17 protein-coding genes and 2 pseudogenes are annotated in these 22,456 nt (G+C 64.0%); 10 read left to right on the top strand and 9 right to left on the bottom strand.

Going from position 1 to position 22,456, the window contains the following annotated elements:
• The first annotated feature begins 9 nt into the window (after window positions 1–9).
• From prfB to AC0L3B_RS15665, 5 genes and pseudogenes are all read left to right on the top strand, one after another.
• Window positions 10–1,141, top strand: a protein-coding gene (gene prfB / locus AC0L3B_RS15685) for a peptide chain release factor 2 (protein WP_143273426.1) whose coding sequence is annotated in 2 segments (ribosomal slippage) — window positions 10–78 and window positions 80–1,141 — 1,131 coding nt in all. Because the reading frame shifts where the segments join, the coding sequence is not laid out codon by codon here.
• Window positions 1,141–2,021, top strand: a pseudogene (locus tag AC0L3B_RS15680) (NAD(P)-dependent oxidoreductase). Before prfB ends, AC0L3B_RS15680 begins: the two are co-directional and overlap by 1 nt.
• Before the next feature lie 13 nt (window positions 2,022–2,034).
• A complete protein-coding gene (locus AC0L3B_RS15675) occupies window positions 2,035–2,910 on the top strand; it encodes a DMT family transporter (protein WP_204511085.1) in 876 nt (291 codons plus the stop codon).
• 80 nt (window positions 2,911–2,990) lie between these two features.
• On the top strand, window positions 2,991–3,902 hold the full coding sequence (locus AC0L3B_RS15670) for a DMT family transporter (RefSeq protein ID WP_473380683.1): 912 nt from the start codon (window positions 2,991–2,993) through the stop codon (window positions 3,900–3,902).
• A gap of 106 nt (window positions 3,903–4,008) precedes the next feature.
• Window positions 4,009–5,244 carry an ABC transporter substrate-binding protein gene (locus AC0L3B_RS15665; protein WP_018454467.1) on the top strand — a complete coding sequence of 412 codons (1,236 nt, stop codon included), beginning with the start codon at window positions 4,009–4,011 and terminating at the stop codon, window positions 5,242–5,244.
• Window positions 5,245–5,361: 117 nt separating this feature from the next.
• On the opposite strand, the gene AC0L3B_RS15660 is transcribed toward AC0L3B_RS15665, so the two are convergent.
• The 3 genes from AC0L3B_RS15660 to AC0L3B_RS15650 form a co-directional block, all read right to left on the bottom strand.
• Window positions 5,362–5,847, bottom strand: a complete 486-nt coding sequence (locus AC0L3B_RS15660; RefSeq protein ID WP_473380682.1) for a low affinity iron permease family protein — start codon at window positions 5,845–5,847, stop codon at window positions 5,362–5,364.
• A gap of 99 nt (window positions 5,848–5,946) precedes the next feature.
• The gene (locus tag AC0L3B_RS15655) at window positions 5,947–7,305 is read right to left on the bottom strand and encodes a M23 family metallopeptidase (RefSeq protein ID WP_198957644.1); all 1,359 of its coding nucleotides are present in this window, start codon (window positions 7,303–7,305) and stop codon (window positions 5,947–5,949) included.
• A gap of 110 nt (window positions 7,306–7,415) precedes the next feature.
• A complete protein-coding gene (locus tag AC0L3B_RS15650; RefSeq protein ID WP_446480282.1) occupies window positions 7,416–8,108 on the bottom strand; it encodes a peroxiredoxin in 693 nt (230 codons plus the stop codon).
• 204 nt (window positions 8,109–8,312) lie between these two features.
• Here AC0L3B_RS15650 and AC0L3B_RS15645 point away from each other — a divergent pair, with 204 nt between their 5' ends.
• The gene (locus AC0L3B_RS15645) at window positions 8,313–12,110 is read left to right on the top strand and encodes a YhdP family protein (RefSeq protein WP_085385291.1); all 3,798 of its coding nucleotides are present in this window, start codon (window positions 8,313–8,315) and stop codon (window positions 12,108–12,110) included.
• A 32-nt stretch (window positions 12,111–12,142) separates the two neighbouring features.
• Here AC0L3B_RS15645 and AC0L3B_RS15640 read toward each other — a convergent pair whose 3' ends face one another.
• The 4 genes from AC0L3B_RS15640 to tyrS form a co-directional block, all read right to left on the bottom strand.
• A complete protein-coding gene (locus AC0L3B_RS15640) occupies window positions 12,143–13,837 on the bottom strand; it encodes a methyl-accepting chemotaxis protein (protein ID WP_473380681.1) in 1,695 nt (564 codons plus the stop codon).
• A 383-nt stretch (window positions 13,838–14,220) separates the two neighbouring features.
• A complete protein-coding gene (locus tag AC0L3B_RS15635) occupies window positions 14,221–14,625 on the bottom strand; it encodes a DoxX family protein (RefSeq protein ID WP_018454461.1) in 405 nt (134 codons plus the stop codon).
• A 219-nt stretch (window positions 14,626–14,844) separates the two neighbouring features.
• Complete coding sequence (locus AC0L3B_RS15630; protein WP_085353503.1) at window positions 14,845–16,116, bottom strand: MFS transporter; 1,272 nt, start codon at window positions 16,114–16,116, stop codon at window positions 14,845–14,847.
• Between the two features lie 57 nt (window positions 16,117–16,173).
• Window positions 16,174–17,427 carry a tyrosine--tRNA ligase gene (gene tyrS / locus AC0L3B_RS15625; RefSeq protein ID WP_473380680.1) on the bottom strand — a complete coding sequence of 418 codons (1,254 nt, stop codon included), beginning with the start codon at window positions 17,425–17,427 and terminating at the stop codon, window positions 16,174–16,176.
• A 164-nt stretch (window positions 17,428–17,591) separates the two neighbouring features.
• Between tyrS and AC0L3B_RS15620 the strand changes: the two genes are divergently transcribed.
• From AC0L3B_RS15620 to AC0L3B_RS15610, 3 genes are all read left to right on the top strand, one after another.
• Window positions 17,592–18,695: an anhydro-N-acetylmuramic acid kinase gene (locus AC0L3B_RS15620; protein ID WP_368508141.1), complete on the top strand. Its 1,104-nt coding sequence runs from the start codon at window positions 17,592–17,594 to the stop codon at window positions 18,693–18,695.
• Window positions 18,696–18,793: 98 nt separating this feature from the next.
• A complete protein-coding gene (locus AC0L3B_RS15615; RefSeq protein ID WP_018454457.1) occupies window positions 18,794–19,471 on the top strand; it encodes a glutathione S-transferase family protein in 678 nt (225 codons plus the stop codon).
• A gap of 10 nt (window positions 19,472–19,481) precedes the next feature.
• Window positions 19,482–19,805 carry a DMT family transporter gene (locus AC0L3B_RS15610; protein ID WP_039799056.1) on the top strand — a complete coding sequence of 108 codons (324 nt, stop codon included), beginning with the start codon at window positions 19,482–19,484 and terminating at the stop codon, window positions 19,803–19,805.
• Here AC0L3B_RS15610 and AC0L3B_RS15605 read toward each other — a convergent pair.
• Both AC0L3B_RS15605 and AC0L3B_RS15600 read right to left on the bottom strand, forming a co-directional pair.
• A pseudogene (locus AC0L3B_RS15605) lies at window positions 19,802–20,312 on the bottom strand (DUF1697 domain-containing protein). The gene AC0L3B_RS15610 and the pseudogene AC0L3B_RS15605 overlap by 4 nt on opposite strands.
• Window positions 20,313–20,319: 7 nt before the next feature.
• A complete protein-coding gene (locus AC0L3B_RS15600; protein ID WP_007591562.1) occupies window positions 20,320–20,967 on the bottom strand; it encodes an alpha/beta hydrolase in 648 nt (215 codons plus the stop codon).
• Window positions 20,968–21,311: 344 nt separating this feature from the next.
• Between AC0L3B_RS15600 and AC0L3B_RS15595 the strand changes: the two genes are divergently transcribed.
• Window positions 21,312–22,451 (top strand): cysteine desulfurase family protein, encoded by a 1,140-nt coding sequence (locus AC0L3B_RS15595; RefSeq protein WP_204511092.1) that lies wholly within the window; start codon window positions 21,312–21,314, stop codon window positions 22,449–22,451.
• The last annotated feature ends 5 nt before the right edge of the window (window positions 22,452–22,456 follow it).

Raw genomic sequence — 22,456 nt, 5'->3', positions numbered from 1 at the left:
GAGAACCACATGCGCGCCGAAATCGAACGGTTGGTAGAAGAGATCAAGCAGTCTGTCGGGCTGCTGAGGAGGCATCTTTGACGTCGAGAAATCGACGGCGCGCCTCGCTGAGCTGAACAAGCTCGCAGAAGATCCCAATCTCTGGAACGATCCCCAGAAAGCCCAGAAATTGATGCAGGAGCGCACCTCGCTTGAGGATGCGCTCTCCGGCATCGGCAAGGTCGAGCAGGAGCTCGAAGACGACATCGGCATGATCGAGCTCGGCGAAGCCGAGGGCGATGAGGGCGTTGTCAAGGAAGCCGAAGCCGCGCTCAAGACCCTCAAGAAGGAAGTCGCCCGGCGCGAGCTCGAGGCGTTGCTGTCGGGCGAGGCGGATAGTTTCGATTCCTATCTCGAAGTGCATGCCGGCGCCGGTGGCACCGAAAGCCAGGACTGGGCCCAGATGCTGCTTCGCATGTACTCGCGCTGGGCCGAAACCCACGGCTTCAAGGTCGAGGTGCTGGAAGAGTCCGAGGGCGAAGAGGCCGGCATCAAGTCCGCGACCATCCAGGTCTCCGGCCACAATGCCTATGGCTGGCTGAAGACCGAGGCGGGCGTGCATCGCCTGGTGCGGATCTCGCCGTTCGATTCCAACGCGCGGCGGCACACCTCGTTCTCGTCCGTCGCTGTGTTTCCGGTGATCGACGACACCATCAAGATCGACATCAAGGAATCCGACGTCCGCGTCGACACCATGCGCTCCGGTGGTGCCGGCGGCCAGCACGTCAACAAGACCGAGTCCGCGGTGCGGCTGACGCATATCCCGACCGGTGTCGCCGTGGTCTGCCAGGCCGGCCGCTCGCAGCACAAGAACAAGGCGCAGGCCTGGGACATGCTCCGCGCGCGGCTTTACCAGATCGAGCTGAAGCGGCGCGAAGAGAAGGCCGCCGCCGACCAGGCCGCCAAAACCGACATCGGCTGGGGCCACCAGATCCGCTCCTACGTGCTCCAGCCCTACCAGATGGTGAAGGACCTGCGCACGGGTGTGCAGACCTCCGACACATCAGGCGTGCTCGGTGGCGATCTCGACGACTTCATGGCCGCGACCCTGGCGCAGCGCGCCTTCGGCACTCCCGGCGCCGACATCGAGGACGTCGACTGATGCCCCGGATCGCCTTCATCGGGCTTGGGCGGATGGGCCATGGCATGGCCGGCCGCTATCTCGATGCTGGCTTCACGGTGACGCTGTGGAATCGCAGTAAAACAAAAGCGGAAGACCTGATCGCGCGCGGCGCGCTCTGGGCGACCTCGCCTGAGGACGGGCGATCGACGCCGACGCCGTCGTGACCATGGTCGCCGATGATGAGGCCTCGCGTGCGGTCTGGCTCGGGCCCGAGGGCGCAGCCAAGACCGCGAAGGCCGGCACCATTGCGATCGAATGCTCCACCGTCTCCTATGACCATGCGCGCGAGATGGGCCGCGAGATGAACGCTCGCGGGCTGATCTATATCGATTGCCCCGTGACGGGATTGCCGGATGCGGCCGCGAGCGGAAAGCTGACCTTGCTCGTTGGTGCCGATGCCGCCGATCTCGAACGCGCGCGGCCTTATCTGACGCCGATCGGCTCGACCATCCGCCATTTCGGCGCGGTCGGCTTCGGCACGGTCTACAAGCTGATCAACAATCTGATGGGCGCGATCCAGATCGCCGGCCTCGCCGAGGGGCTTGCCATTGCCGAGCAGGCCGGGCTCGACATGAACCTCGTGCTGGAGTCGATTCAGGCTGGCGTGGCCGCGAGCCCGCAGGTGCAGCGTCATTCCAAGCGCATGGTCTCCCGCGATTTCTCCGGCGCGACATTCACGGCAGCGCTGCGGCACAAGGATGCCGCCTACGCGGTGAAGCTCGCCGAGAGCCTGCTGGCCGACAAGCCGCTGGTCGCGCGCGCCGCGGTGGAAGCCTACGCGCAAGCGAAGGCCGCGATGCCTGACGACGACGAAGGCAAGATGATCGAACTGGTGTCGCGGCCGAAGAAACCGTCCTAGCGGTCGCATCGACATGGGGCAGCCTCGTTCGGAACGCGGTCTCGGCATTGCCCTCGTCATATCAGCTGCGATTGCCTGGAGCACGGCGCCGTTCTTCACACGTCTGTTGCCGTTCGATCCCTGGACCATTCTGTTCTGGCGCGGCGTGTTCGGCGGCAGTCTGATCTCGGTGTTTCTCGTCGTGATGCAGGGACGCGGCGCGCTGCGGCAATTGGTGGCGCCGGGACGCGGCGGCTTGCTCGTCGCCTCATTGTCCACGCTCGGCATGGTTTCCTTCATCCCCGCGCTCCAGATGACCAAGGTGATGAATGTGGCTGTGCTGATCTCCACGCAGCCGTTCGTGGCCGCGGCGCTGGCGTGGCTGTGGCTTGGCGAAGCCGTAACATGGCGTACCCTGATCGCGAGCCTCGTTGCCTTTGGCGGCGTCGCCATCACGGTCGGAGGCATCGAAGCCGGGGCTGATGTTGGAGGCGTGGCGCTGAGTTGCCTCATGGTACTCGCCATCTCGGCGATGACGGTTGTGATCCGACGCTACCAGGAGACATCGATGGTGGCAGCGGCGGCGTTGTCGAATTTCCTGGGAAGCCTCGTCAGCCTTCCGTTTGCGCACGACCTCGTCCATATCGACAGCGCCAACCTCGCGATCCTCGCGATGTTCGGCTGCTTTCAGGTGGCGCTGGGGCTGACATTCTACATGCTCGGCTCGCGCCTCCTGCCGTCGAGCCAGGCTTCCCTGATTGCGACGCTGGAAACGCCGCTGATGCCGTTCTGGATCTGGATTGCCTTTCGCGAGATACCTGCTGTCCACGCCCTTGTTGGCGGTGCCCTGGTCATTGGGGCGGTGGTTGCGGATATCGCGGTTGACGCGCGAAGTCGCGATCGATCCTGAATCTCGCCCTTTACCCGGAAATCGGGTGGCAATTCTGGTCGCGCAGTCCTAGCAGATCGGACCATCGCTGTGAGACGCCCATGTCCCCGAACGACAACCGTATCGACGCGCGCGACTGGTCGCTGCTCACGGTGCTCTCGGTGCTCTGGGGCGGCTCGTTCTTTTTCAACGGCGCGGCGCTGCGGGAATTGCCGCCGCTCACGCTGGTGCTTTTGCGCGTTGCACTTGGCGCCGCCATTCTGCTACCGCTGCTCCGTATCCAGGGTATTGGCTTTCCCAAGGGCATCGCCGGCTGGAAGCCGTTCGTCGCGATTGGGCTCCTCAACAACGTCATTCCGTTCTCGCTGATAGTGGTCGGCCAGACCTTCATTCCGAGCGGGCTGGCGTCGATCCTGAATGCCACCACGCCACTCTTCACGGTCATCGTGATGGCGGCGGCAGGCGAAGAGGCTTTGCGGCTGCGGCGCGTCGTCGGCGTGGCACTGGGTCTCGCCGGCGTGATCATCCTGCGCGGATGGGGCGTCGAGACACGGGCGGGGCAGGGGCTCGGCATCCTGCTCTGTCTCGGTGGCGCCTTGAGCTATGGCTTTGCCGCGCTGGCGGCGCGGCGGTTGTTGAAGGACGCAGCCCCGCTGGGGACGGCCGCGTTTCAACTGATGGCTTCCACGGTGATGATGGCGATCGTCGCTGGCGCAATGGAGCAGCCGTGGCGTTTCCCAATGCCGGGAGTGACGATTTGGCTGGCGGTGCTTGGCCTTGCCGGGTTGTCGACGGCGCTCGCCTATATCGTCTTCTTCCAGATCCTGCGGCAGTCGGGCGCGACCAATGTGATGCTGGTGACACTGCTCATTCCCGTCACCGCCATTCTTCTGGGATGGCTTGTGCTGGGCGAGCCGATCTGGATGCGAGAGATCGCGGGCGCGATCGTGATCGGCAGCGCATTGCTGGTGATCGACGGGCGCGTTCTGGACCTGCTGCGGCGCGGCACATAGTTCTGGAGCGCTCGTTTCATCTCACGGAAAATCGCGGCGCTTGCCAGCCGTAAGCGAGCTTGCGACACTCTCGGCAAAACAAGACTACAAAACAGGGGAGAGAACGATGCTGGGTCGTCGCAATAACCTTGCTGCCCTCGCCATTCTTGCTGCCGGCGTGCTCGTCACGACGCCGGCCCTGGCGCAGAAGAAATACGATCCCGGCGCCACCGACACCGAAATCAAGCTCGGCAACATCATGCCCTATAGCGGGCCGGCGTCGTCCTATGGCGTGATCGGCAAGACCGAGGCCGCGTTCTTCAAGATGATCAACGACCAGGGCGGCATCAACGGTCGCAAGATCAATTTCATCAGCTATGACGACGCCTATTCGCCGCCAAAGGCGATCGAGCAGGCGCGCAAGCTGGTCGAGAGCGACGAGGTGTTGCTGATCTTCCAGCCGCTCGGCACGCCTTCGAACTCCGCCATCATGAAATACATGAACGCCAAGAAGGTGCCGCAGCTCTTCGTCGCCTCCGGCGGCACCAAATTCGGCGACCCCAAGAATTTCCCTTGGACCATGGGCTTCCAGCCGAACTACCAGAGCGAGGGGCGGATCTACGCGAAGTATATCCGCGACAACTTCCCCAACAGCAAGATCGCAGTTCTTTGGCAAAACGACGATGCTGGCAAGGACCAGTTCAAGGGCCTGAAGGACGGACTCGGTGACAAGGCCGATATGATCATCGCCGACAAATCCTATGAGGTCAGCGATCCCTCGATCGACTCGCAGATCGTTGCGCTTCACGATTCCGGCGCCGACATCTTCTTCTCATGGGCCGCGCCGAAAGGCTCGGCACAGGCGATCCGGAAGGTCGGCGAGCTCGGCTGGAAGCCAAAATTCTTCCTCGCCAATACGGCTACCTCGATCGCCTCGGTGCTCAAGCCCGCCGGGCTCGACTATGCCAAGGATATCATCTCGACAGCATATTTGAAGGATCCGACCGACCCGACCTGGGACAAGGATCCGGCGGTCGTCGCGTGGCGCACCTTCATGGATAAGTACTATCCCGAAGGGGACAAGACCAACGCCAACAACCTTTATGGCTACGTCCAGGCGGAGGCGATGGCGCAGGTGCTGAGGCAGTGCGGCGACAATCTCACCCGTGACAACGTGATGAAGCAGGCCACCAGCCTGAAGGATTTTCACACCGACCTGATGCTGCCCGGGATCATGGTCAACACTTCGGCCGACGATTATTTTCCGATCGAGCAGATGCAGCTGATGCGCTTCAACGGCCAGGCTTGGGAGTTGTTCGGCGACGTCATCACCGGTGAGGTCGGCCACGAGCGCGGCCAATAGTCAGGGCTGGCTCCGCGGCGGGCCAGTTGCCTGGTGCGATGAAGACGGGGCGAGCCTGCCGAAGCGTTGCGATTGCGAACGAAGCTGCGCACCTCGTCGTTCCCGGCATCCGTCCGCTTATTCGGTGACGAGATCGGCGGCGCGTTTCGCCTTCTTGCCGGTATTCTTGACTGTCTCGTCTCCGACCTTTTCGGCCTTGGCGCGAAGCTCACATTTGGTGCGGATCTCGTCGAGCTCGTCGTCGGTCAAATGCTCAATTCCCACGAAGGAATTTTGCACCGCGCTCACCCGGATCAGTTCGTCGAGCTTCACCTGAATGGCCGCGCTATCGCGATTCTGGGAATTCTGAATCAGGAAGACCATCAGGAATGTCACGATGGTGGTGCCGGTGTTGATCACCAACTGCCATGTGTCGGAGTAATGGAAGATGGGACCGGTGACCGCCCAAACCAGGATGATGCCGGCTGCAATCATGAATGTCAGCGCTCGCCCGGCCGCTTGAGATGTTCGGTTAGCAATATCGCTGAAGAGTTGAGCCGCGTTGTTACGTGGCTGGGCCGCTTTGCCCTTGGCCGGACGAGCTTTCGTATGGATCTGTTGCATCAGAAGATCGCGCCATTGAGGACCTGCGACCTAACGCGAAGGGAACTCCGAAGTTCCGCCATGTAAACCTGGGACGAGACGAGCGCGCTCTCAACGAGCCTAGCCCGCGCTGAGTCGCACGCCGGCGCGCAAGAACTTCTGCGGATCGACCGCTTCGCCGTCGATCCGGGTTTCATAGTGCAGATGCGGCCCGGTGGAACGGCCGGTCGACCCGACGAGACCAACGACCTGGCCGATTCTCACGATCTCGCCGACCCGGACATTGATCTCGGAGAGATGGCCATAGCGCGTCGCAAGGCCATTGCCGTGATCGACCTCGATCATGCGGCCGTAGCCGCCGGACCAGCCGGCCGAGACGACCTTGCCGTTGGCGGTGACGCGAACGGGATCGCCGCTCGCGGCGCGGAAGTCGAGCCCGGTATGCATCGCAGGCCGGCCGAGGAACGGATCGCTGCGCACGCCGAAGCCGGAGGTGAACTCGACCTCGCCGATGACGGGCTTGCGATAGGGCACGAGCGCGAGCGTGCGATTGAGCCGGTCCATCTCGGCTCGGGTGTTGTTGATGCGATAGAGCTGCTTCTCGAACGGCCCCGAACTGGCGGTGATTTTAACAGGCACGAACGGCCCGCCCATCGCGGTGCGCGGCACGGCGGCTTCGAGATTTGCGAGGTTCAGGCCGAGATCGCTGACGACGCCGCGCATCCGGCGCATGCGCGAATCCATGCCTTCCTCGACGGCGTTGAGCGCCGCCATCTGGCGACGCTCGACCTGGTCCAGCGAGGTCGTGAGCCGAACGACGACGTTGTCGAACCCCTGGTTCTTGGCGAATTGATTGACGGGCGGAGCTGCGAGGGTCGGCGCGCGCGATTCGAGCCGCGCTTCGCGATCCGGCGGCGCCACGAAGATCACGGTGTCGCTGATCGGCGAGGGCTTTGGCGTGCCCTGCGTCGTCTGGCTGGCATCGCCACGCTGCGGGGTGGAACGTGGAATCGATCCGGTCACGTCCGGCATGGACCCGAGCGCCGTGGCACGGGACTCCAGCGCCGTCTGGCGCTTCATGATCTGGTCGAGCTTCTGGTCGAACTGCTCCTGGTCGAGCAGCTGCCGGCTGGTGGTGCGGTCGACCTTGGCGCGCAGCTCGGCGATGCGGTCCTCATAGGCGTATTGCATCTCGGCCTGCCGGGCGATCAGCCGGGTGAGGACGTCGTCGCGGAAGGCGAAATAGGTCGCGGTTGCGGCCGACCAGAGCCCGAGCAACACGACAGTGCCGACCACGATCCAGAACACCACAGGTCCCAGGCGAACCTGCTTGCCGTGATGCACGATGGTGTAGGCGTCGTCGGTGTCCGGAAGGGGAAGCGCGGTTGCCACTGCGGCGGCACGGCGATGAAAGGCCCGTCCATGGTCGTGCGGGTGATGTTGGGGGTACTGCGAGAGTTGGGCAGAACTTTTCGACATCGGCACTCCCGCGCCGATCGGATGAGTCCGTGCGGCCTAATTGCCGCGGCAATCTGGGCCGGTCATGGTTAATTTTCCGGAAACGGAACCCCTTGAATTTAAATGATTGGTTAAAGGCTCCTTGCGGCTTCCAGCACCTCGTCGGCGTGGCCTTCGACCCGGACATTGCGCCAGATCCGCGCGATCTTGCCGTCGGCGCCAAGCAGCATCGTGGTGCGAAGAATTCCCAGGAAGTTCTTGCCATACATGGACTTTTCGCCCCAGGCGCCGTAGGCCTCCAGCATCTCGTGCGTCTCGTCCGAGATGAGGGGCACGCCGAGACCGTGCTTGTCCCGGAACTTGTCCTGAGCCTTGACCGGATCGGCGGAGATACCGAGCACGGCGGTGCCAGCCTTGGCGAAGGCGCCGGTGAGCCGGGTGAAATCGATGGCCTCCCTGGTGCAGCCCGGCGTGTCGGCGCGGGGGTAGAAGAACAGGACCAGCTTCTGGCCGGTATAATCCGACAGCGCGACGACGCCGCCGCCGTCGCGGGGCAGGCGGAAGGCGGGAGCCTTCTGCCCCTCAGCCAAGCCGGCCTTCGCCGCCGTTTCAGGCGCGGATGCCGATTTGGAAGAATTTAACCGTTTCGATGCGGCCTTATGCGATGCTGTCTTTGCTATGGTCCCAGTTGATTTGCTCGCCGGTGTCCGCTGTGTTTTCGCGAGCTTGGTTTGAGTCGCAGCCCGCGCTTTCACGGGCGTCTTTTTAGCCGTCGGAGTGACGGAGGGCGTTTTGGACGATTTCTTTCGGGATTTCTTGGACATACGCCTTCCTTTCGTCGCTTTCGGCGGGTCAACCAAAGCGGTATTGCAGCCCTTTTCCGCTATGCCGGAATCGTGCCCTCGGCGGGGCGAGTCTGACGACGCCGGAGTCTGGTTACAAGGAATTCCACGCACCACCCCACTGCTCGTTGAACGCGCTCCCGGGGCGACATGACGAACAGAAGGAATATTCGAGGTATGGCGGCAATGCCGGCGCGGGAAGCTTCGCTTCCCGTCGACGGCTGCGGCCCCGGCGGCGCTCAATCCCACGACGGGCGCCTGTATCGAGAGGCAATGGCAAGGAATACGTCGCCCCAGGATTACAATCGGGATTTGGATCGGCGCGGCAGCCAACCAGAGCAGCAGCAATGGGACGACGCCGACTGGGATCCGGATCAGGAAGCGGCGGCGGGCCATCGGGCGCGCCGGCTGTTGTCGCGTTCCAATTCGGGCTTCCATCGCTTCGCTGACGGGTTTGGGCCGTTGCGCCGCTGGTTGGGCGGCGGTCGCTGGCTGAAGCGCGTGGCCGTGGTCGTCGGTGTCCTGGTCGTCATCTTCGTCGGCTGTTTCGGCGCGCTGTGGTGGCGGCTCGGCGCCGGTCCCATCAATCTCGACATTGCGACGCCGTGGCTCGCGGCCGCGATCGAGGACAATATCGGTCACGGCAACACCGTGGAGGTCGGCGGCACGCAGATCGAGCGGGCCGGGCGGATCCGCATCGCCGTGCGCATCCGTGATATCGTCGTGCGCGACCACGATCACGTCATTGTCGCGACCGCGCCGAAGGCCGAGGTGAAGCTGTCGGGTGCGGGCCTGCTGATGGGGCATCTGCGCGCCGAAAGCCTCAACCTTGTCGATGCCGAGCTCGCAATCCGGATCGCGCCTGACGGCACCGTCACGGTGTCGGCCGGCGACACCGCAAAGCCGCTCGCAACCGGCGTCGCCTCCAAAAGGGACGCGGGACTGCCGCCGACTTTCCCGCGCAACGGTGTGCCACCGCCGCCATTCGCCACCGAGCCTGCGACCTCCGACGCACCGCAAGCCGCGCCCCAGGCCACGTCCCCGACTGGCATTCTTCAGGGCCTCGACTGGCTCGACAGTCTGAGCATGACCGGCCTCGACGGCCAGAATCTCAACGAGATCGGCCTGAAGAATGGCAATCTGATCGTCGACGACCAGCAGCGCGGCAGCAAATGGACGTTTGAGAACATCACGCTCAGCCTGCGCCGACCGAGCCGTGGCGGCGTCGCGCTCAGCCTCGGTGAAGAGGGCGCACGTCCGTGGTCGTTGCGTGCCACGATCGGCCCCACCGAGAACGGCGTGCGCTCGGTCGATATCCGCGCCGACAAGGTTTCGACCGCCAACATCCTGCTGGCGCTGCGGGTGAAGGATCTCACCTACACCGCCGACCTGCCGCTGACCGGCGAGCTCAAGGGCGAGCTCGGCCGCGACGGCGTGCCGACCTTCTTTCGCGGCAAGATCACGGTCGGTGCGGGCAACATCATCGACACCGATACGCCCGATTATCCGATGGCGATCGACTCGGCCGAGATCAATGTCGAGTGGGACGCCAATCGGCGGGTGCTGGTTGCTCCGTTCAAGGTCCTCTCGGGCGCGAACCGCCTGACGCTTTTGGCTCATGTCGAGCCGCCCAACGGCACCGTCAATGACTGGCAGCTCGGTTTCAGCGGCGGTTCGATCCTGCTCGGCGGCATCGACAACGAGCCGCCGCTGGTCTTCAACCGCATTGCGATCGGCTTCCGCTTCGATACCGACCACAAGAGGCTGCTGTTGACCCAGGCCGATATCTCCAACGGAGAGATCGGCGTCGCCGGCACCGGTGCCATCGACTATTCGGGCGAGCCGCGGCTGACATTGGGTTTTGCGGGAACGCCGATGTCGGCCTCCGCGCTCAAGCGGATGTGGCCGACCCTTGTCGTTCCCGAGTTGCGCGAATGGGTGATCGAGCGGATCGAGCGTGGAACGCTCCAGCGCATCGAGATCGGCGTTAATTCACCGACGAAGAATCTTCCGCGCAAGGGCCCACCCATTCCCGACGACGGCTTGTCGGTCAATATCGTGGCGAGCGGTGTCACGGTTCGCCCCGTCGATGGCCTGCCCGTGGTGCACGATGCCGATTTGAAGGCGCGCGTGACCGGCCGCACCGCGACGGTGAATATCGGGCAGGGCATTGCCGATACGCCGGCGGGGCGCAAGGTCACGATTTCCGACTTTGTTTTCGAGGTGCCCGATATGGCGCCCAAGCCGTCGCCGTCGCGGACGAGGTTTCGTGTCGAAGGTCCGGTGCCTGCGGCCGCCGAAATGCTTTCCAACGATCGCTTGAGCGATCTGTCGTCGACCGTCATCGATCCCAATACCAGCAAGGGGACGTTCTCGGCGAACGTCCAGCTTGGGCTGCCGGTCAAGGGCGAGCTGACCAAAGCCGACACCACCTACAGCGTTACGGCCGATCTCAACGGTTTTGGTGCCGACAAGCTGGTGATGAACCAAAAGCTGGAGGCCAACAACCTCAAGATCGTCGCGAGCAACCAGGGCTATCAGGTCAAGGGCGACGTCAAGATCAACGGGCAGGCGGCCTCGCTCGATTACCGCAAGCCGGCCGAGGGCGATGCGGACGTCAAACTGCAGACCACGCTGGACGATGCGAGCCGCGCGCGCCTCGGATTCGATCTGGGTCCCGCCGTCAGCGGATCGGTGCCGATCAAACTGTCGGGCAAGATCGCCGGGGGACCCGACCAGACGACGAAGCTCGGCATCGAGGCCGACCTGACCTCGGTCAAGCTCGACAACATCCTGCCCGGCTGGGTCAAGCTGCCGGGAAGAGCGGGCAAGGCCAGCTTCAAGGTGGTGCCGACGGCGCAATCGACGCGTCTGGAGGACATCGTCATCGAAGGCGGCGGCGCCTCGATAAAGGGGTCGCTCGAGGTCGATGCCAACGGCGAGCTCATGAACGCGAACTTCCCGACCTACGCGCCATCCGACGGCGACAAGGCCTCACTGAAAGTGGAGCGCAGCCAGGACGGCGTGCTCAAGGGTACGATGCGCGGCGACGTATTCGACGGCCGCGGCTTCCTGAAGTCGGCGATCTCAGGCAATTCCAAGGACGATGCCAAGAGCAAGACGAAGAACCTCGATTTCGACATCGACGTGAAGCTCGGCGCCGTCATGGGTTTCAACGGCGAGGCGATGCGCAGCGTCGACGCCAAGATGTCGCGGCGCAATGGTGCGGTCAAAGCCTTCACGCTGAGCGGCAGGATCGGAAAAGACACGCCTGTGGCCGCCGACCTGCGCGGCGGCCGCGCCCAGGGCAACCGCGAGGTGATCTATCTCCAGACCAGCGATGCCGGCAACTTCCTGCGCTTCACAGACACCACCAACAAGGTCTTCGGCGGCCAGATGGTGGTGGCGATGGAGCCGCCGACGTCCGAGCCTACGACACGGGAAGGACTGATCAATGTGCGTGACTTCTCGGTCAAGGGAATGGAGCAACTCGATCGCGTCGCGGCGGGGGCTCCCAACGGCGCCCAGAACGGCGTAGCCTTCACGGCGATGCGTGCGGAGTTCACGCGGCAGAACGGCGCGCTCACGATCCGCGACGGCGTGGTCAAGGGGCCGATGATCGGCGCCACCATCGAGGGCTCAATCGACTTTCCCGGCAACCAGGTTTGTATGAGCGGCACCTTCGTCCCGATGTACGGCGTCAACAACATCTTCGGCCAGATCCCGTTGTTCGGCATATTCCTCGGCGGCGGCAACAATGAAGGATTGATCGGCGTGACCTACGAGGTCGTCGGCACGCCGGCAGCGCCCGTAATGCGCGTCAATCCGATTTCGGCGATGGCGCCCGGTCTGTTCCGCAAGATCTTCGAATTCAACACCGGCAAACAGAACTCGCCGTTCGAGGAATTCCCGTCGCAGTCGAACGATGGCTCGACCGGGTCGACGCGCCAGCTATCCAGCGGCTGCACCCTCGCGCGACGTTAGTGGCGAGGCTACACCTTGGTTTCCGCGCCGCCTTACGCCGCGCGCACGCCCGCAAGGAAGGTCCCGACTTCGCCAGAGAGCTGCTCGGCCTGCTTGGAGAGGTTCGAGGCTGCTGCGAGCACCATGCCTGCGGCATTGCCGGTCTCGTTCGCTGCCGTGCTGACGCCCCCGATATTGGTGGTGACTTCCAGGGTGGCCTCCGCGGTCTGCGAGACGCTGCGGGCGATCTCGGCGGTGGCGGCGCCTTGCTCCTCGATCGCGGCGCCGATCGAGGTGGCGATCCGGCTGACCTCCTCGATGGTGGCGGTGATGCCGCCGATGGCGTCCACCGCTTCCTTGGTCGCGCCCTGGATCTGGGCGATCTTGTCGCCGATCTCGCGGGTGGCTTCGGCAGTCTGGCTCGCCAGCGATTTCACCTCCGAAGCGACGACAGCAAAGCCGCGGCCGGCTTCACCAGCGCGTGCGGCCTCGATGGTGGCATTGAGCGCGAGCAGATTGGTCTGCGCCGCGATGCTGGAAATCAGCTCGGCGACGTGCTCGATCTGCTGGGCGCCGTCCGAGAGAGCGCGCACGATGGTGTCGGTGCGGCGTGCGCTGTCCACGGCGCGGCCGGTGACCACGGCGGACTGCGCGACCTGACGGCTGATCTCGGTGATGGAGGAGGAGAGCTCCTCGGCGGCGGCCGCGACCGTCTGGACGCGCTGGCTGGCTTCGGTGGCGGCCGAGCCGACGACGGCGGCGCGGCGGTTGGTGCCTTCCGCGGTCGACGACATCGACTTGGCGGTGACCTCCAGCTCGCCGGAGCCCGAGGCCATCAGGCCGACGAGCTGGCCGACGGAGGCATCGAACCGGTCGGCAAGCGAGATCAGCGCGTCGCGCTTCTCCTGTTCGCTGCGGCTCTTGGTGGCGACCTGCTCGGCCTCCAGCTTGCGCGCCGTCAGCGCGGTCTGCCTGAGCACTTCGAGGGTCTCGGCCATGCGGCCGATCTCGTCGCCGCGACCGGTCTCCTCGACCGCCGTGTCGATGGCGCCTTCGGAAATGGCCTGCATGCGGTTCTTCTGGCGATCGAGCGCGCCGAGCACGTCGCGGGCGATCAGCCAGGACAGTGTCGCCATCAGCAGCATCAAGCCGATGCCGATCGCCCCCAGCTCCAGCGTCAAGGCTCGCACGTCGGCGTCGATGTCGTCGACATAGAGGCCGTAGCTGATCGTAGCGTTCCAGGGCGCGAATTTGCGCGCGAAAACGGTCTTGCGGACGGGCTCCGTCTGGCCGGGACGGGGGTAGAGATATGAGGTTACGCCGCCCTGAGCAGCCTGGTTGCCGGCCGTTACGATCGCATCTGCGATGAGGACACCGTTGGAGTCCTTGGCGCCCGTGATCTTGCCTTCGAGCTGCTGGTTCGCGCCGTTGATCAGGATCGAGGTATCGGCGTTATAGACCACCGGATAGCCTTGGCCGCCATTGAAGCTCATGCGGCGGCCGCGCAGATGAAACTGGATTTTCGCTTCGGCCTGCGTCAGCTTGCCGGCGCCGACCTCCTCTTCGAGTGATTGGGCGAGGTTGTGGAGCATGTCGACCGCGGTCCGCATCTGCTGAACGCGATCCTCCAGCATGCGGCTCTTGCTGAGCACGGACGACACCCCGATGATGGCCGTGACCGTGAGTGCCGAAAGACAGACCATGCTGGCGAGCTTGGTGCGGATCTTGAGGTGACTCAGCAGCTTCATCACGGCCTCGACGGAATGGTTATTGTTGCTCGCGTCGGTAGCATGAAAATCTTACCAATCATGAATGGACGCGTGCGACGGCTGCCGCGCGAGCGGCGTGCGCAGCCGCGTGCGCAAACATGCAGGTCGCCATGCGCTTCTCGGGCGCATGGCGCGTCAACTCGGAGAAAAATCGTGTGGGTCTTTAGTCGCGACCTAATCCGTTGGGAGCGGCAATGAACCGATTCGTTCACCGCCTCATCATGTCGATGCTGCTGGTCGCGGTCCTCGTCCTGGTCTGGAACGTGCTGGGCTCGCGCTGAGATGGCACCCGTGAACATACGGATGCCATCTCTTCATTCGCGAATCAATCGCTGACGCCTCAGCGCCGCGCGAACGCGCCGCTAGTCCTTGCCCATCGCCGCATCGGCGCTGACCGAGCCGCCGCCGGCTGCCGAGAGGTAGAGGCAGGCGAAGCAGAACAGGATCGCCGCGGTGCCACCATTGAGCAGCGGCAGGAACACCGGCGTTTCGCCCTTGAACATGTGCCCCATGAAATAGGCGAAGGCCATCTCACCCGAGAGGATGAATGCCGCGAGGCGGGTGAACAGGCCGATCATCAGCAACGCGCCAAGCACGAGCTCAAGCGTACCGGCTGCGTAGATGATCGGCGGGATGTTTGCGAAGTAGGGAAGCACCGGAAACTTGAACAGCTTGGCGACACCGTACTGGAACAGCAGCAGGCCGGTGATGAAGCGAAACAGGCTCAAGAGAACCGGTTGAAAGCGAACGAGATAGGGAAAGTTCATTGGTTTGTGCCCTCCATCCAATGCTGCGACTAGGACCGCATTCAGTTCCGCCCTGCAAGCCGCCCAAGGGCAATTTGCGCTGACATTTTTGTCATGTCGGACAAAACACCGCAGGAAGGACTTTCAGCCGCGTGCGATCCACATCTTCGTAGCTGTTCGCGTCGTGCCCATCCGTAATTTCCCGGTGACGCGAATGCGCTCAAGTTACCTTCAGGAGACCTACCGCCGCAAGGCGGGCACGACCAGGAACGGGATCATCCCGAGCACCACGCTCGCGAGTGCGAAGGCGAGCAGCGCGTTGTAGCCATGGGTCGCGTCATGGATCAGGCCGCCGCTCCAGGAGCCGAAAGCCGAGCCGAGCCCGCTGCCGATCGAGATGGTGCCGTAGATGGTGCCGACGCGCTTGCCCCCAAAGATCTTCATCGCGGTCGCCGTGATCAGCGGTCCACGTGAGCCCATCATGCTGCCGAAGCAGACCACGAATCCGGTGAGCAGGAGGAAATTGGCGGAGTATTGCAACAGCCACAGCAGGAAGATGCCGAGGATCGAGATCGCGTAGCTGAGCAGCACCGACGGCCGGCGACCGATCAGGCCGTCGAGCGCGGACACGCCTAGCATGCCAAACACCAGCACGATGCCGGAGAAGCCCCAGGCCGTGGCGGCCTGCAGCGGTGGAAAGCCGGCATCGATCAAATAGGCCACGATCTGGGCGGCGATCGCATACATGCCGACCGCGGTGAAGAAGAATGTCGAGAACAGCGCCCAGAAGGCGTGATGGCGCATCGCGCTCGGAAGGGTCCAGCCGTGATCGACGAAATCCGGATCGGTCTTCTTCGCGATCTGCGGCGAGCCCGAGGCGAACAGCCGCCATGGCAGCAGCATGAGCGGCACCAGCAGGCCGAGCGCGGCGAAGCCGAACAGCTGGTAGGTTTCGCGCCACCCCAGATGATCGATCAAAAGCTGCGAGGCCGGCAGCAGCGCCAGCACGCCGCCACCCATGGCCGAGTAGACCACCGCCATCGCGGTCGGGAGTTTTGGGCCGAACCAGCGGCCCAGCAGGATCGAGTTCGGCACATTGCCGATGAAGGCGACGCCAATGCCGACGCAGAGTCCGATCGAGAGCTGGAACTGCCAGAGTGACTGCGCGTGGCTTGCGATCAGGAAGGCCGAGCCGAGCAGCAAAAGGCCCAGTGCATAGACGATGCGCGGTCCGGAATGATCGAACAGGCGCCCGACCAACGGCGCCGTCAGTCCGCTGACGAGCCACGTCAGCGAATAGATCGAGACCACTTGGGCGCGATCCCAGCCAAAGTTTTCCGAGATCGGCTTCAGGAAGACGGTGAAGCTTTCGCTGAGGCCGCGGCCGAGCACGGCGAGTGTGAAGCAGAGCGCGAGCACCACCAGCGCGGTGCGCACGACGCCCTGCGGCGTCGCCGTGACGCGTTCCCTGGTCGCTTGCTTGGACTGTTCCTCTAGCGTGTTCTGGTCCATTGCCGATCAGGGAGCGCGCTTCAGCGCGCCCTGACAAGCAGCGAAAAGCTCATACGCCTATGCAGGCCTCAGGAGGATGTGCTTCTTCTTGCCGAACGACAGCTTGACCACGCCTTCCGGCGTCAGGTCGGCCGCCGACAACGCCATCTTCTCGTCGGTGACGGGCTCGTCATTGACGCGCAGGCCGCCGCCCTTGATCTGGCGCCGTGCTTCGCCGTTGGAGGCAACGAGGCCCGCCTTGACGAAGGCGTTGAGCACGCCGAGGCCGGCGTCGAACTCGCCGCGCGGAATTTCCACGGTCGGCAGGCTCTCGGCCAGCGCGCCTTCCTCGAAGGTACGGCGCGCGGTCTCGGCCGCCTCGTTCGCTGCGTCGCGGCCATGCAGGAGCGCGGTCGCCTCGGTGGCAAGCACCTTCTTGGCCTCGTTGATCTCGGAGCCTCCGAGCGCCTCGAGCTTCCTGATCTCGGTCATTGGCAGCGTCGTGAACAGCTTGAGGAACTTGCCGACGTCGGCGTCTTCGGTGTTGCGCCAGTACTGCCAGAAATCATACGGCGAGAACTGGTCGGCGTTGAGCCAGACCGCGCCCTGAGCGGTCTTGCCCATCTTGGCCCCCGACGCCGTCGTCAGCAGCGGCGTCGTCAGGGCGAACAGCTGATGCGTGCCCATGCGACGGCCGAGATCGACGCCCATGATGATGTTGCCCCACTGGTCGGAGCCGCCCATCTGCAAGTTGCAGCCGGTCCGCCTGGCGAGCTCGACGAAGTCGTAGGCCTGGCAGATCATGTAGTTGAACTCGATGAAGCTCATCTCCTGCTCGCGCTCGAGGCGCAGGCGCACGGAGTCCATCGTCAGCATGCGGTTGACCGAGAAATGCCGCCCGACGTCGCGCAGCATCTCGATGTAGTTGAGCTTTGTCAGCCACTCGGCATTGTCGAGCATGATGGCGTCGCTCTTGCCCCCGCCATAGCGCAGCACCTTTGCGAACACGCCGCGGATCGATTCCTTGTTGGCCTCGATCTCGGCGACGGTGCGGATCGCGCGCGTCTCGTCCTTTCCGGAGGGATCGCCGACCATGGTTGTGCCGCCGCCCATCAGCGTGATCGGCTTGTTGCCGGACTGCTGCAGCCAGTGCAGCATCATCATGGTCAGGTAGTTGCCGATGTGCAGCGAGCGGGCGGTGCAATCGTAACCGACATAAGCCGTCGCCTCGCCCTTGGCGGCGAGGGCGTCCAGCCCCTCGAAATCGGAGCATTGGTGGATGTATCCACGTTCCTGCAACGTGTTGAGGAAATCCGATTTGAATGCATTCATTTGTCGGCGCGCCTGACAATTCTTGGTTTACTGTTTTGGGAGCAATTTAAGGGTCTTCCGTGGGAACTCGGTTGCTGCCCGCCACTTTGGCCTGTGGCATTATAAGATGTGTCCCTCTGGCACAAGATCGGCATGCCGGAAGGGTCGCTTGAGGACGCTGATCCATGATGTTGACGGCACTCGGTTTGATGAGCGGCACCTCGCTGGACGGGGTGGATGTCGCGCTGATCGAAACCGACGGAAAGCAGGTGAAGGCATTCGGGCCGTCCGGCTACCGGCCGTATAGCCCGGCGGAGCGCAACCTGCTGCGGCAGGCGCTGAGCGAGGCGGTGCACCTGGCCCAACGCGATGCTAGGCCGGGAGTTCTGGCCGAGGCCGAACGCGCAGTGACGCTCGCGCATGCCGAGGCGGTGGCCGCCTTCGTCGCCCAGAACCGGATGAAGCCGGAAGACATCGACATCGTCGGCTTCCACGGCCAGACCGTGCTGCACCGCCCCGAGAAGCGGCTGACGGTGCAGATCGGCGACGCGCCGGCGCTGGCCAGGGCGATCCATATCCCGGTGATGCATGATTTTCGCGCCGCCGACGTCGAGGCCGGCGGGCAGGGCGCGCCATTAGTGCCGGTTTATCACCGCGCGCTCGCCCATTCGCTGGAGCGCGAAGGGCCGATCATCGTGGTCAATATCGGCGGCGTCTCCAACATCACCTATATCGACGGCAACGACACGCTGATCGCCTGCGACACCGGACCCGGCAACGCGTTGCTCGACGATTTCATGTACCGCACCATGAATCAGGCGTTCGACGCGGACGGAAAGCTCGCAGCCCTCGGCAAGGCGGACGAGGCCTGGATCGCGCGGGCGCTGCAGCTGCCGTTCTTCGCAAGCCCGCCGCCGAAATCGCTCGACCGCAACGATTTTGCCGCGCTGAAGCTCGGCGATGTCCTGCCGGCCGACGGCGCCGCAACGCTGACCGCCTTCACCGCGGCGGCCATTGCCCGCGTCATCCCGCTGCTGCCACGCAGGCCGCGGAGCTGGATCGTCTGCGGCGGCGGCGCCCGCAACCGGACCATGCTCCAGATGCTGCGGGAGCGCGTTGGGTCCGCCACTGTCGAGGCCGCGGAGGCAGTCGGCTGGGCCTCCGACGCCATCGAGGCGCAGGCCTTCGGCTTCCTCGCCGCGCGCGGCCTGAAGGGCCTGCCGCTGTCGTATCCCGGGACCACGGGCGTGCCGATGCCGATGACGGGCGGGGTGATCGCGCGGCCTTGAGATCATAGGCGGGATGATGCAGATGCATTGATCTTGACATGTAGATGCATATGCATCTATCTTTGATGCAGTTGCATCTAACCGTCGGGATTCTCGCCATGACCGCTTCACTGAAACTGATCAGCCACAAGCTTTGCCCCTATGTGCAGCGCGCGGTGATCGCGCTCAACGAGAAGGGCGTGCCGTTCGAGCGGGTCGACATCGATCTCGCCAATAAGCCCGACTGGTTTCTCAAACTGTCGCCGCTCGGCAAGGTGCCGGTGCTGGTCGTGACGAGCGAGAAGGGCGAGGTCGCGCTGTTCGAGAGTAACGTGATCTGCGAGTACATCGAGGAGACGCAAGGCGGCGTGAGACTGCATCCGGCGGATGCCTTGGAGCGTGCCGAGCACCGGGCGTGGATGGAGTTCGGTTCAGCAGTGCTCGCCGATCTCTGGGGCCTAGAGACCACGACCGATGCGGCGACGTTCGAGAGCAAGCGCCAGGCGCTGATGGTGAAGTTCGCCCGGGTCGAAGCGGCGCTCGGTGCCGGTCCTTATTTTGCTGGCGAAGCGTTCAGTCTCGTCGACGCCGTATTCGCCCCCGTCTTCCGCTACTTCGATCTGTTCGATGAGCTGACCGACCACGGCATTTTCCGCGATGTGCCGAAGGTCCGCGCATGGCGCGCCGAACTGGCGAAGCGTCCGAGCGTCCGTACTGCGGTGGGCGCGGACTATCCGCAATTGCTGCGCGCCTTCCTCGTGCGCCACGACGCGCATCTGCTCAAGCTTGCGGCCTGAGCCCACGCCGATGTCGCAATCCATGGCCTGGCTGATGCTGGTGATCGCAGGCGCACTCGATGTTGGCTGGGCGATCTCGATGAAATATGCGGAAGGCTACACGCGCGCTGGCTGGAGCGTCGTTTCGCTCGTGCTGCTCGTAGCCTTCGTTGTCCTGCTCGGGCGTGCTTTGAAGGTGCTCGAGGTCGGCGTCGCCTATTCGGTCTGGACCGGCATCGGCGCCGCCGGCACCGTCGTCATGGGTGTGGTGCTGTTCGGCGAGGCGCTGAGCGCGATGAAGATCGCGGGGATCCTGCTGGTGCTGACGGGGATCGCGGCGCTCAAGCTGGCCTAGAGCTCTGCGGCCATTTTCGCGAGCGTCGCGATCGTTTTCATGTTGCGCGCGGTGCCGGTTGGCGGCGGGGATGACCAGCTTCGACGTGCCCATGCCGTCGCCGTAATGCACGTAGATCTCGCGGCGGCCGAGGCGGATCTCCTCCTTGTTCTGGCCGCGAATGCCGGCGAGCGCATCCGCCGGCGGCGCCTTGTCGAGGAAGATCGCGACGGTACGGTTGGGGGCGGCCTTTGGAAACGGATTATCGGCCAAGACCTGCGCCATCTCGGTGGCGCTGCGCACGAGCACGCCGACCGGCGCGCCGGCATAGGCGTGCAATCGCTTTTCGAGTGCGGTCTTGATCGCAGATTGCGACTTGCGGCTTGTGAAGACGACGTTGCCGCTTGCAATATAGGTGCGCACGGCGGCGTAGCCGAGCTCCTCGCACATAGCCTTGAGTTCGCTCATCGGCAATTTGCCGGTGCCGCCGACATTCACGGCACGCAGCAATGCGATGAACGCACCCACGGAAAGCTCAGCGCACGTTGGCGAGGCGCATGTCGAGATAGGCGGTGATGGTTTCCATCAGCGGCTCGAGCTTGGCGTCGAAGAAGTGGTTGGCGCCCGGGATGACCTGCTGGTCGATCACGATGCCCTTCTGGGTCTTCAGCTTCTCGACCAGCGTGTTGACGTCCTTGGGCGGCACCACCGCGTCCTTCTCGCCATGCACGATCAGCCCCGAGGACGGGCAGGGTGCGAGGAACGAGAAGTCGTAGAGGTTGGCGGGCGGCGCGATCGAGATGAAGCCCTCGACCTCGGGGCGGCGCATCAGCAGCTGCATGCCGATCCAGGCGCCGAAGGAGAAGCCGGCAACCCAGCAGGCGCGCGCTTCGGGATTGATGGTCTGCGCCCAGTCGAGCGCCGCGGCCGCGTCCGACAATTCGCCGGTGCCGTGGTCGAACGAGCCCTGGCTGCGGCCGACGCCACGGAAATTGAAACGCAGCACCGAGAAGCCGCGATGCGCGAACGCATAGTAGCACTGGTAGATGATCTGATGATTCATCGTGCCGTGGAACTGCGGATGCGGATGCAGGACCATCGCGATTGGCGCGTTCTTCTGCTTGGCCGGATGGTAGCGGCCTTCGAGGCGGCCGGCGGGGCCGGTGAAAATAACTTCAGGCATGATGATCTCTTGATTGATCCCTTGAAGACGCTCTTCAACAATCAACCGATTGTGCGGATTTCATCGGCTGCTGGGCCGATCAAGCCGCGAATGGAAGGGTGGAGCGGCGCCCTCGGATGATGCGCGAGCGGCGCGCGGCGAACTGACGCGCGCGTTCTAACATGAGGCGAGGGTCAAAAAGCAAGCATCTTGAACATCCCGCAATCGGCTCAAGACGTTAGCGTGTCATGGCCGTCATCGCGCGAAGGCGATTGGGAATCGAGATTGCCAAGCGCTGCCCGGGGGCCCATGTCGGGTACCAGTGCGGGCGAAGCAGCCTGGTCCGAATGGTAACATAATACGTCATGCCGAGCCGTGTTTATCTCGACTGGAACGCGACCACGCCGCTTCGCTCCGAGGCGCGAGGCGCAATGCTCGCAGCCTACGAGCTGATCGGCAATCCGTCCTCTGTTCACGCCGAGGGGCGCGAGGCGCGACGGCTTGTCGAGGGGGCGCGGGCCATCCTTGCGACCGCAGTAGGCGCGCTGCCGCGGAACGTCGTCTTCACCTCCACGGGAACCGAAGCCAACGCGCTGGCGCTTTCACCGGGGCTTCGGGGGCCGTCTGGGGGGCCTGTCGAGCGGCTTCTGGTCTCGGCCGTCGAGCATGCTTCGGTACTGGCAGGCGGCCGGTTCCCGGCAGATGAGATCGGTCAGATCAGGGTCACACGCTCCGGCGTGATCGACCTCGATCATTTGAAGGCGCTGCTCAGAGAGGGCCCGCCGGCGCTGGTCTCTATCATGGCGGCCAACAACGAGACGGGCGCGCTGCAGCCTATCGCCGAGGCCGCGGGAATCGTTCACGGGGCCGGCGGCCTCCTGCACGTCGACGCAATCCAGGCGCTTGGGAAAATCCCCTTCGATATCAAGGTGATCGGTGCGGACCTTGCGACCTTTTCTGCGCACAAGATCGGCGGCCCCAAGGGGGTCGGCGCGCTGGTCGTGGCCGAGGGCGTGGCCGGACTTGAGCCGGTGCTGCGGGGCGGCGGGCAGGAGCTGAACCGGCGTGCCGGAACCGAGAATGTCGCCGGCATTGCCGGCTTCGGCGCATCCGTGCGGGCTGCCCTTCAGGCTTTGCCGGAGGATGCGGAACGGATGGCAACCCTCAGAGATCGCTTGGAAAATGGCATTCGCTCCATGGCCGGCGCAACGGTCTTCTCAGATGACGCCAGGCGGTTGCCAAATACCGTTCTTTTCACGGCTCCCGGCTTGAAAGCCGAGACCGCGGTGATCGGTTTCGACCTCGAAGGTGTCGCGGTGTCCTCGGGCTCTGCCTGTTCCTCGGGCAAGGTACAGCCGTCCCACGTGCTGTCGGCGATGGGGTATGATCCCACCGTCGCCCAAGGAGCGGTGCGTCTCAGTCTGGGCTGGTCCACGGAGCCGGATGACATCAACAGGGCGTTAGAGGCTTGGCGAAAGCTCGGTAATACCCTACTTAAGGGATAAGCGAT

It is taken from the genome of Bradyrhizobium sp. Kon56 (assembly GCF_055807635.1).
Note: the sequence above shows the minus strand (reverse complement) of the source record. Positions and strands in the feature narration are given on the sequence as shown.

Coding starts and splice junctions, on each gene's coding strand:
- AC0L3B_RS15675 (WP_204511085.1), top strand. CDS start 2,035: ATGGGGCAGCCTCGTTCGGAACGCGGTCTCGGCATTGCCCTCGTCATA.
- AC0L3B_RS15670 (WP_473380683.1), top strand. CDS start 2,991: ATGTCCCCGAACGACAACCGTATCGACGCGCGCGACTGGTCGCTGCTC.
- AC0L3B_RS15665 (WP_018454467.1), top strand. CDS start 4,009: ATGCTGGGTCGTCGCAATAACCTTGCTGCCCTCGCCATTCTTGCTGCC.
- AC0L3B_RS15660 (WP_473380682.1), bottom strand. CDS start 5,847: ATGCAACAGATCCATACGAAAGCTCGTCCGGCCAAGGGCAAAGCGGCC.
- AC0L3B_RS15655 (WP_198957644.1), bottom strand. CDS start 7,305: ATGTCGAAAAGTTCTGCCCAACTCTCGCAGTACCCCCAACATCACCCG.
- AC0L3B_RS15650 (WP_446480282.1), bottom strand. CDS start 8,108: ATGTCCAAGAAATCCCGAAAGAAATCGTCCAAAACGCCCTCCGTCACT.
- AC0L3B_RS15645 (WP_085385291.1), top strand. CDS start 8,313: ATGCCGGCGCGGGAAGCTTCGCTTCCCGTCGACGGCTGCGGCCCCGGC.
- AC0L3B_RS15640 (WP_473380681.1), bottom strand. CDS start 13,837: ATGAAGCTGCTGAGTCACCTCAAGATCCGCACCAAGCTCGCCAGCATG.
- AC0L3B_RS15635 (WP_018454461.1), bottom strand. CDS start 14,625: ATGAACTTTCCCTATCTCGTTCGCTTTCAACCGGTTCTCTTGAGCCTG.
- AC0L3B_RS15630 (WP_085353503.1), bottom strand. CDS start 16,116: ATGGACCAGAACACGCTAGAGGAACAGTCCAAGCAAGCGACCAGGGAA.
- tyrS (WP_473380680.1), bottom strand. CDS start 17,427: ATGAATGCATTCAAATCGGATTTCCTCAACACGTTGCAGGAACGTGGA.
- AC0L3B_RS15620 (WP_368508141.1), top strand. CDS start 17,592: ATGATGTTGACGGCACTCGGTTTGATGAGCGGCACCTCGCTGGACGGG.
- AC0L3B_RS15615 (WP_018454457.1), top strand. CDS start 18,794: ATGACCGCTTCACTGAAACTGATCAGCCACAAGCTTTGCCCCTATGTG.
- AC0L3B_RS15610 (WP_039799056.1), top strand. CDS start 19,482: ATGTCGCAATCCATGGCCTGGCTGATGCTGGTGATCGCAGGCGCACTC.
- AC0L3B_RS15600 (WP_007591562.1), bottom strand. CDS start 20,967: ATGCCTGAAGTTATTTTCACCGGCCCCGCCGGCCGCCTCGAAGGCCGC.
- AC0L3B_RS15595 (WP_204511092.1), top strand. CDS start 21,312: ATGCCGAGCCGTGTTTATCTCGACTGGAACGCGACCACGCCGCTTCGC.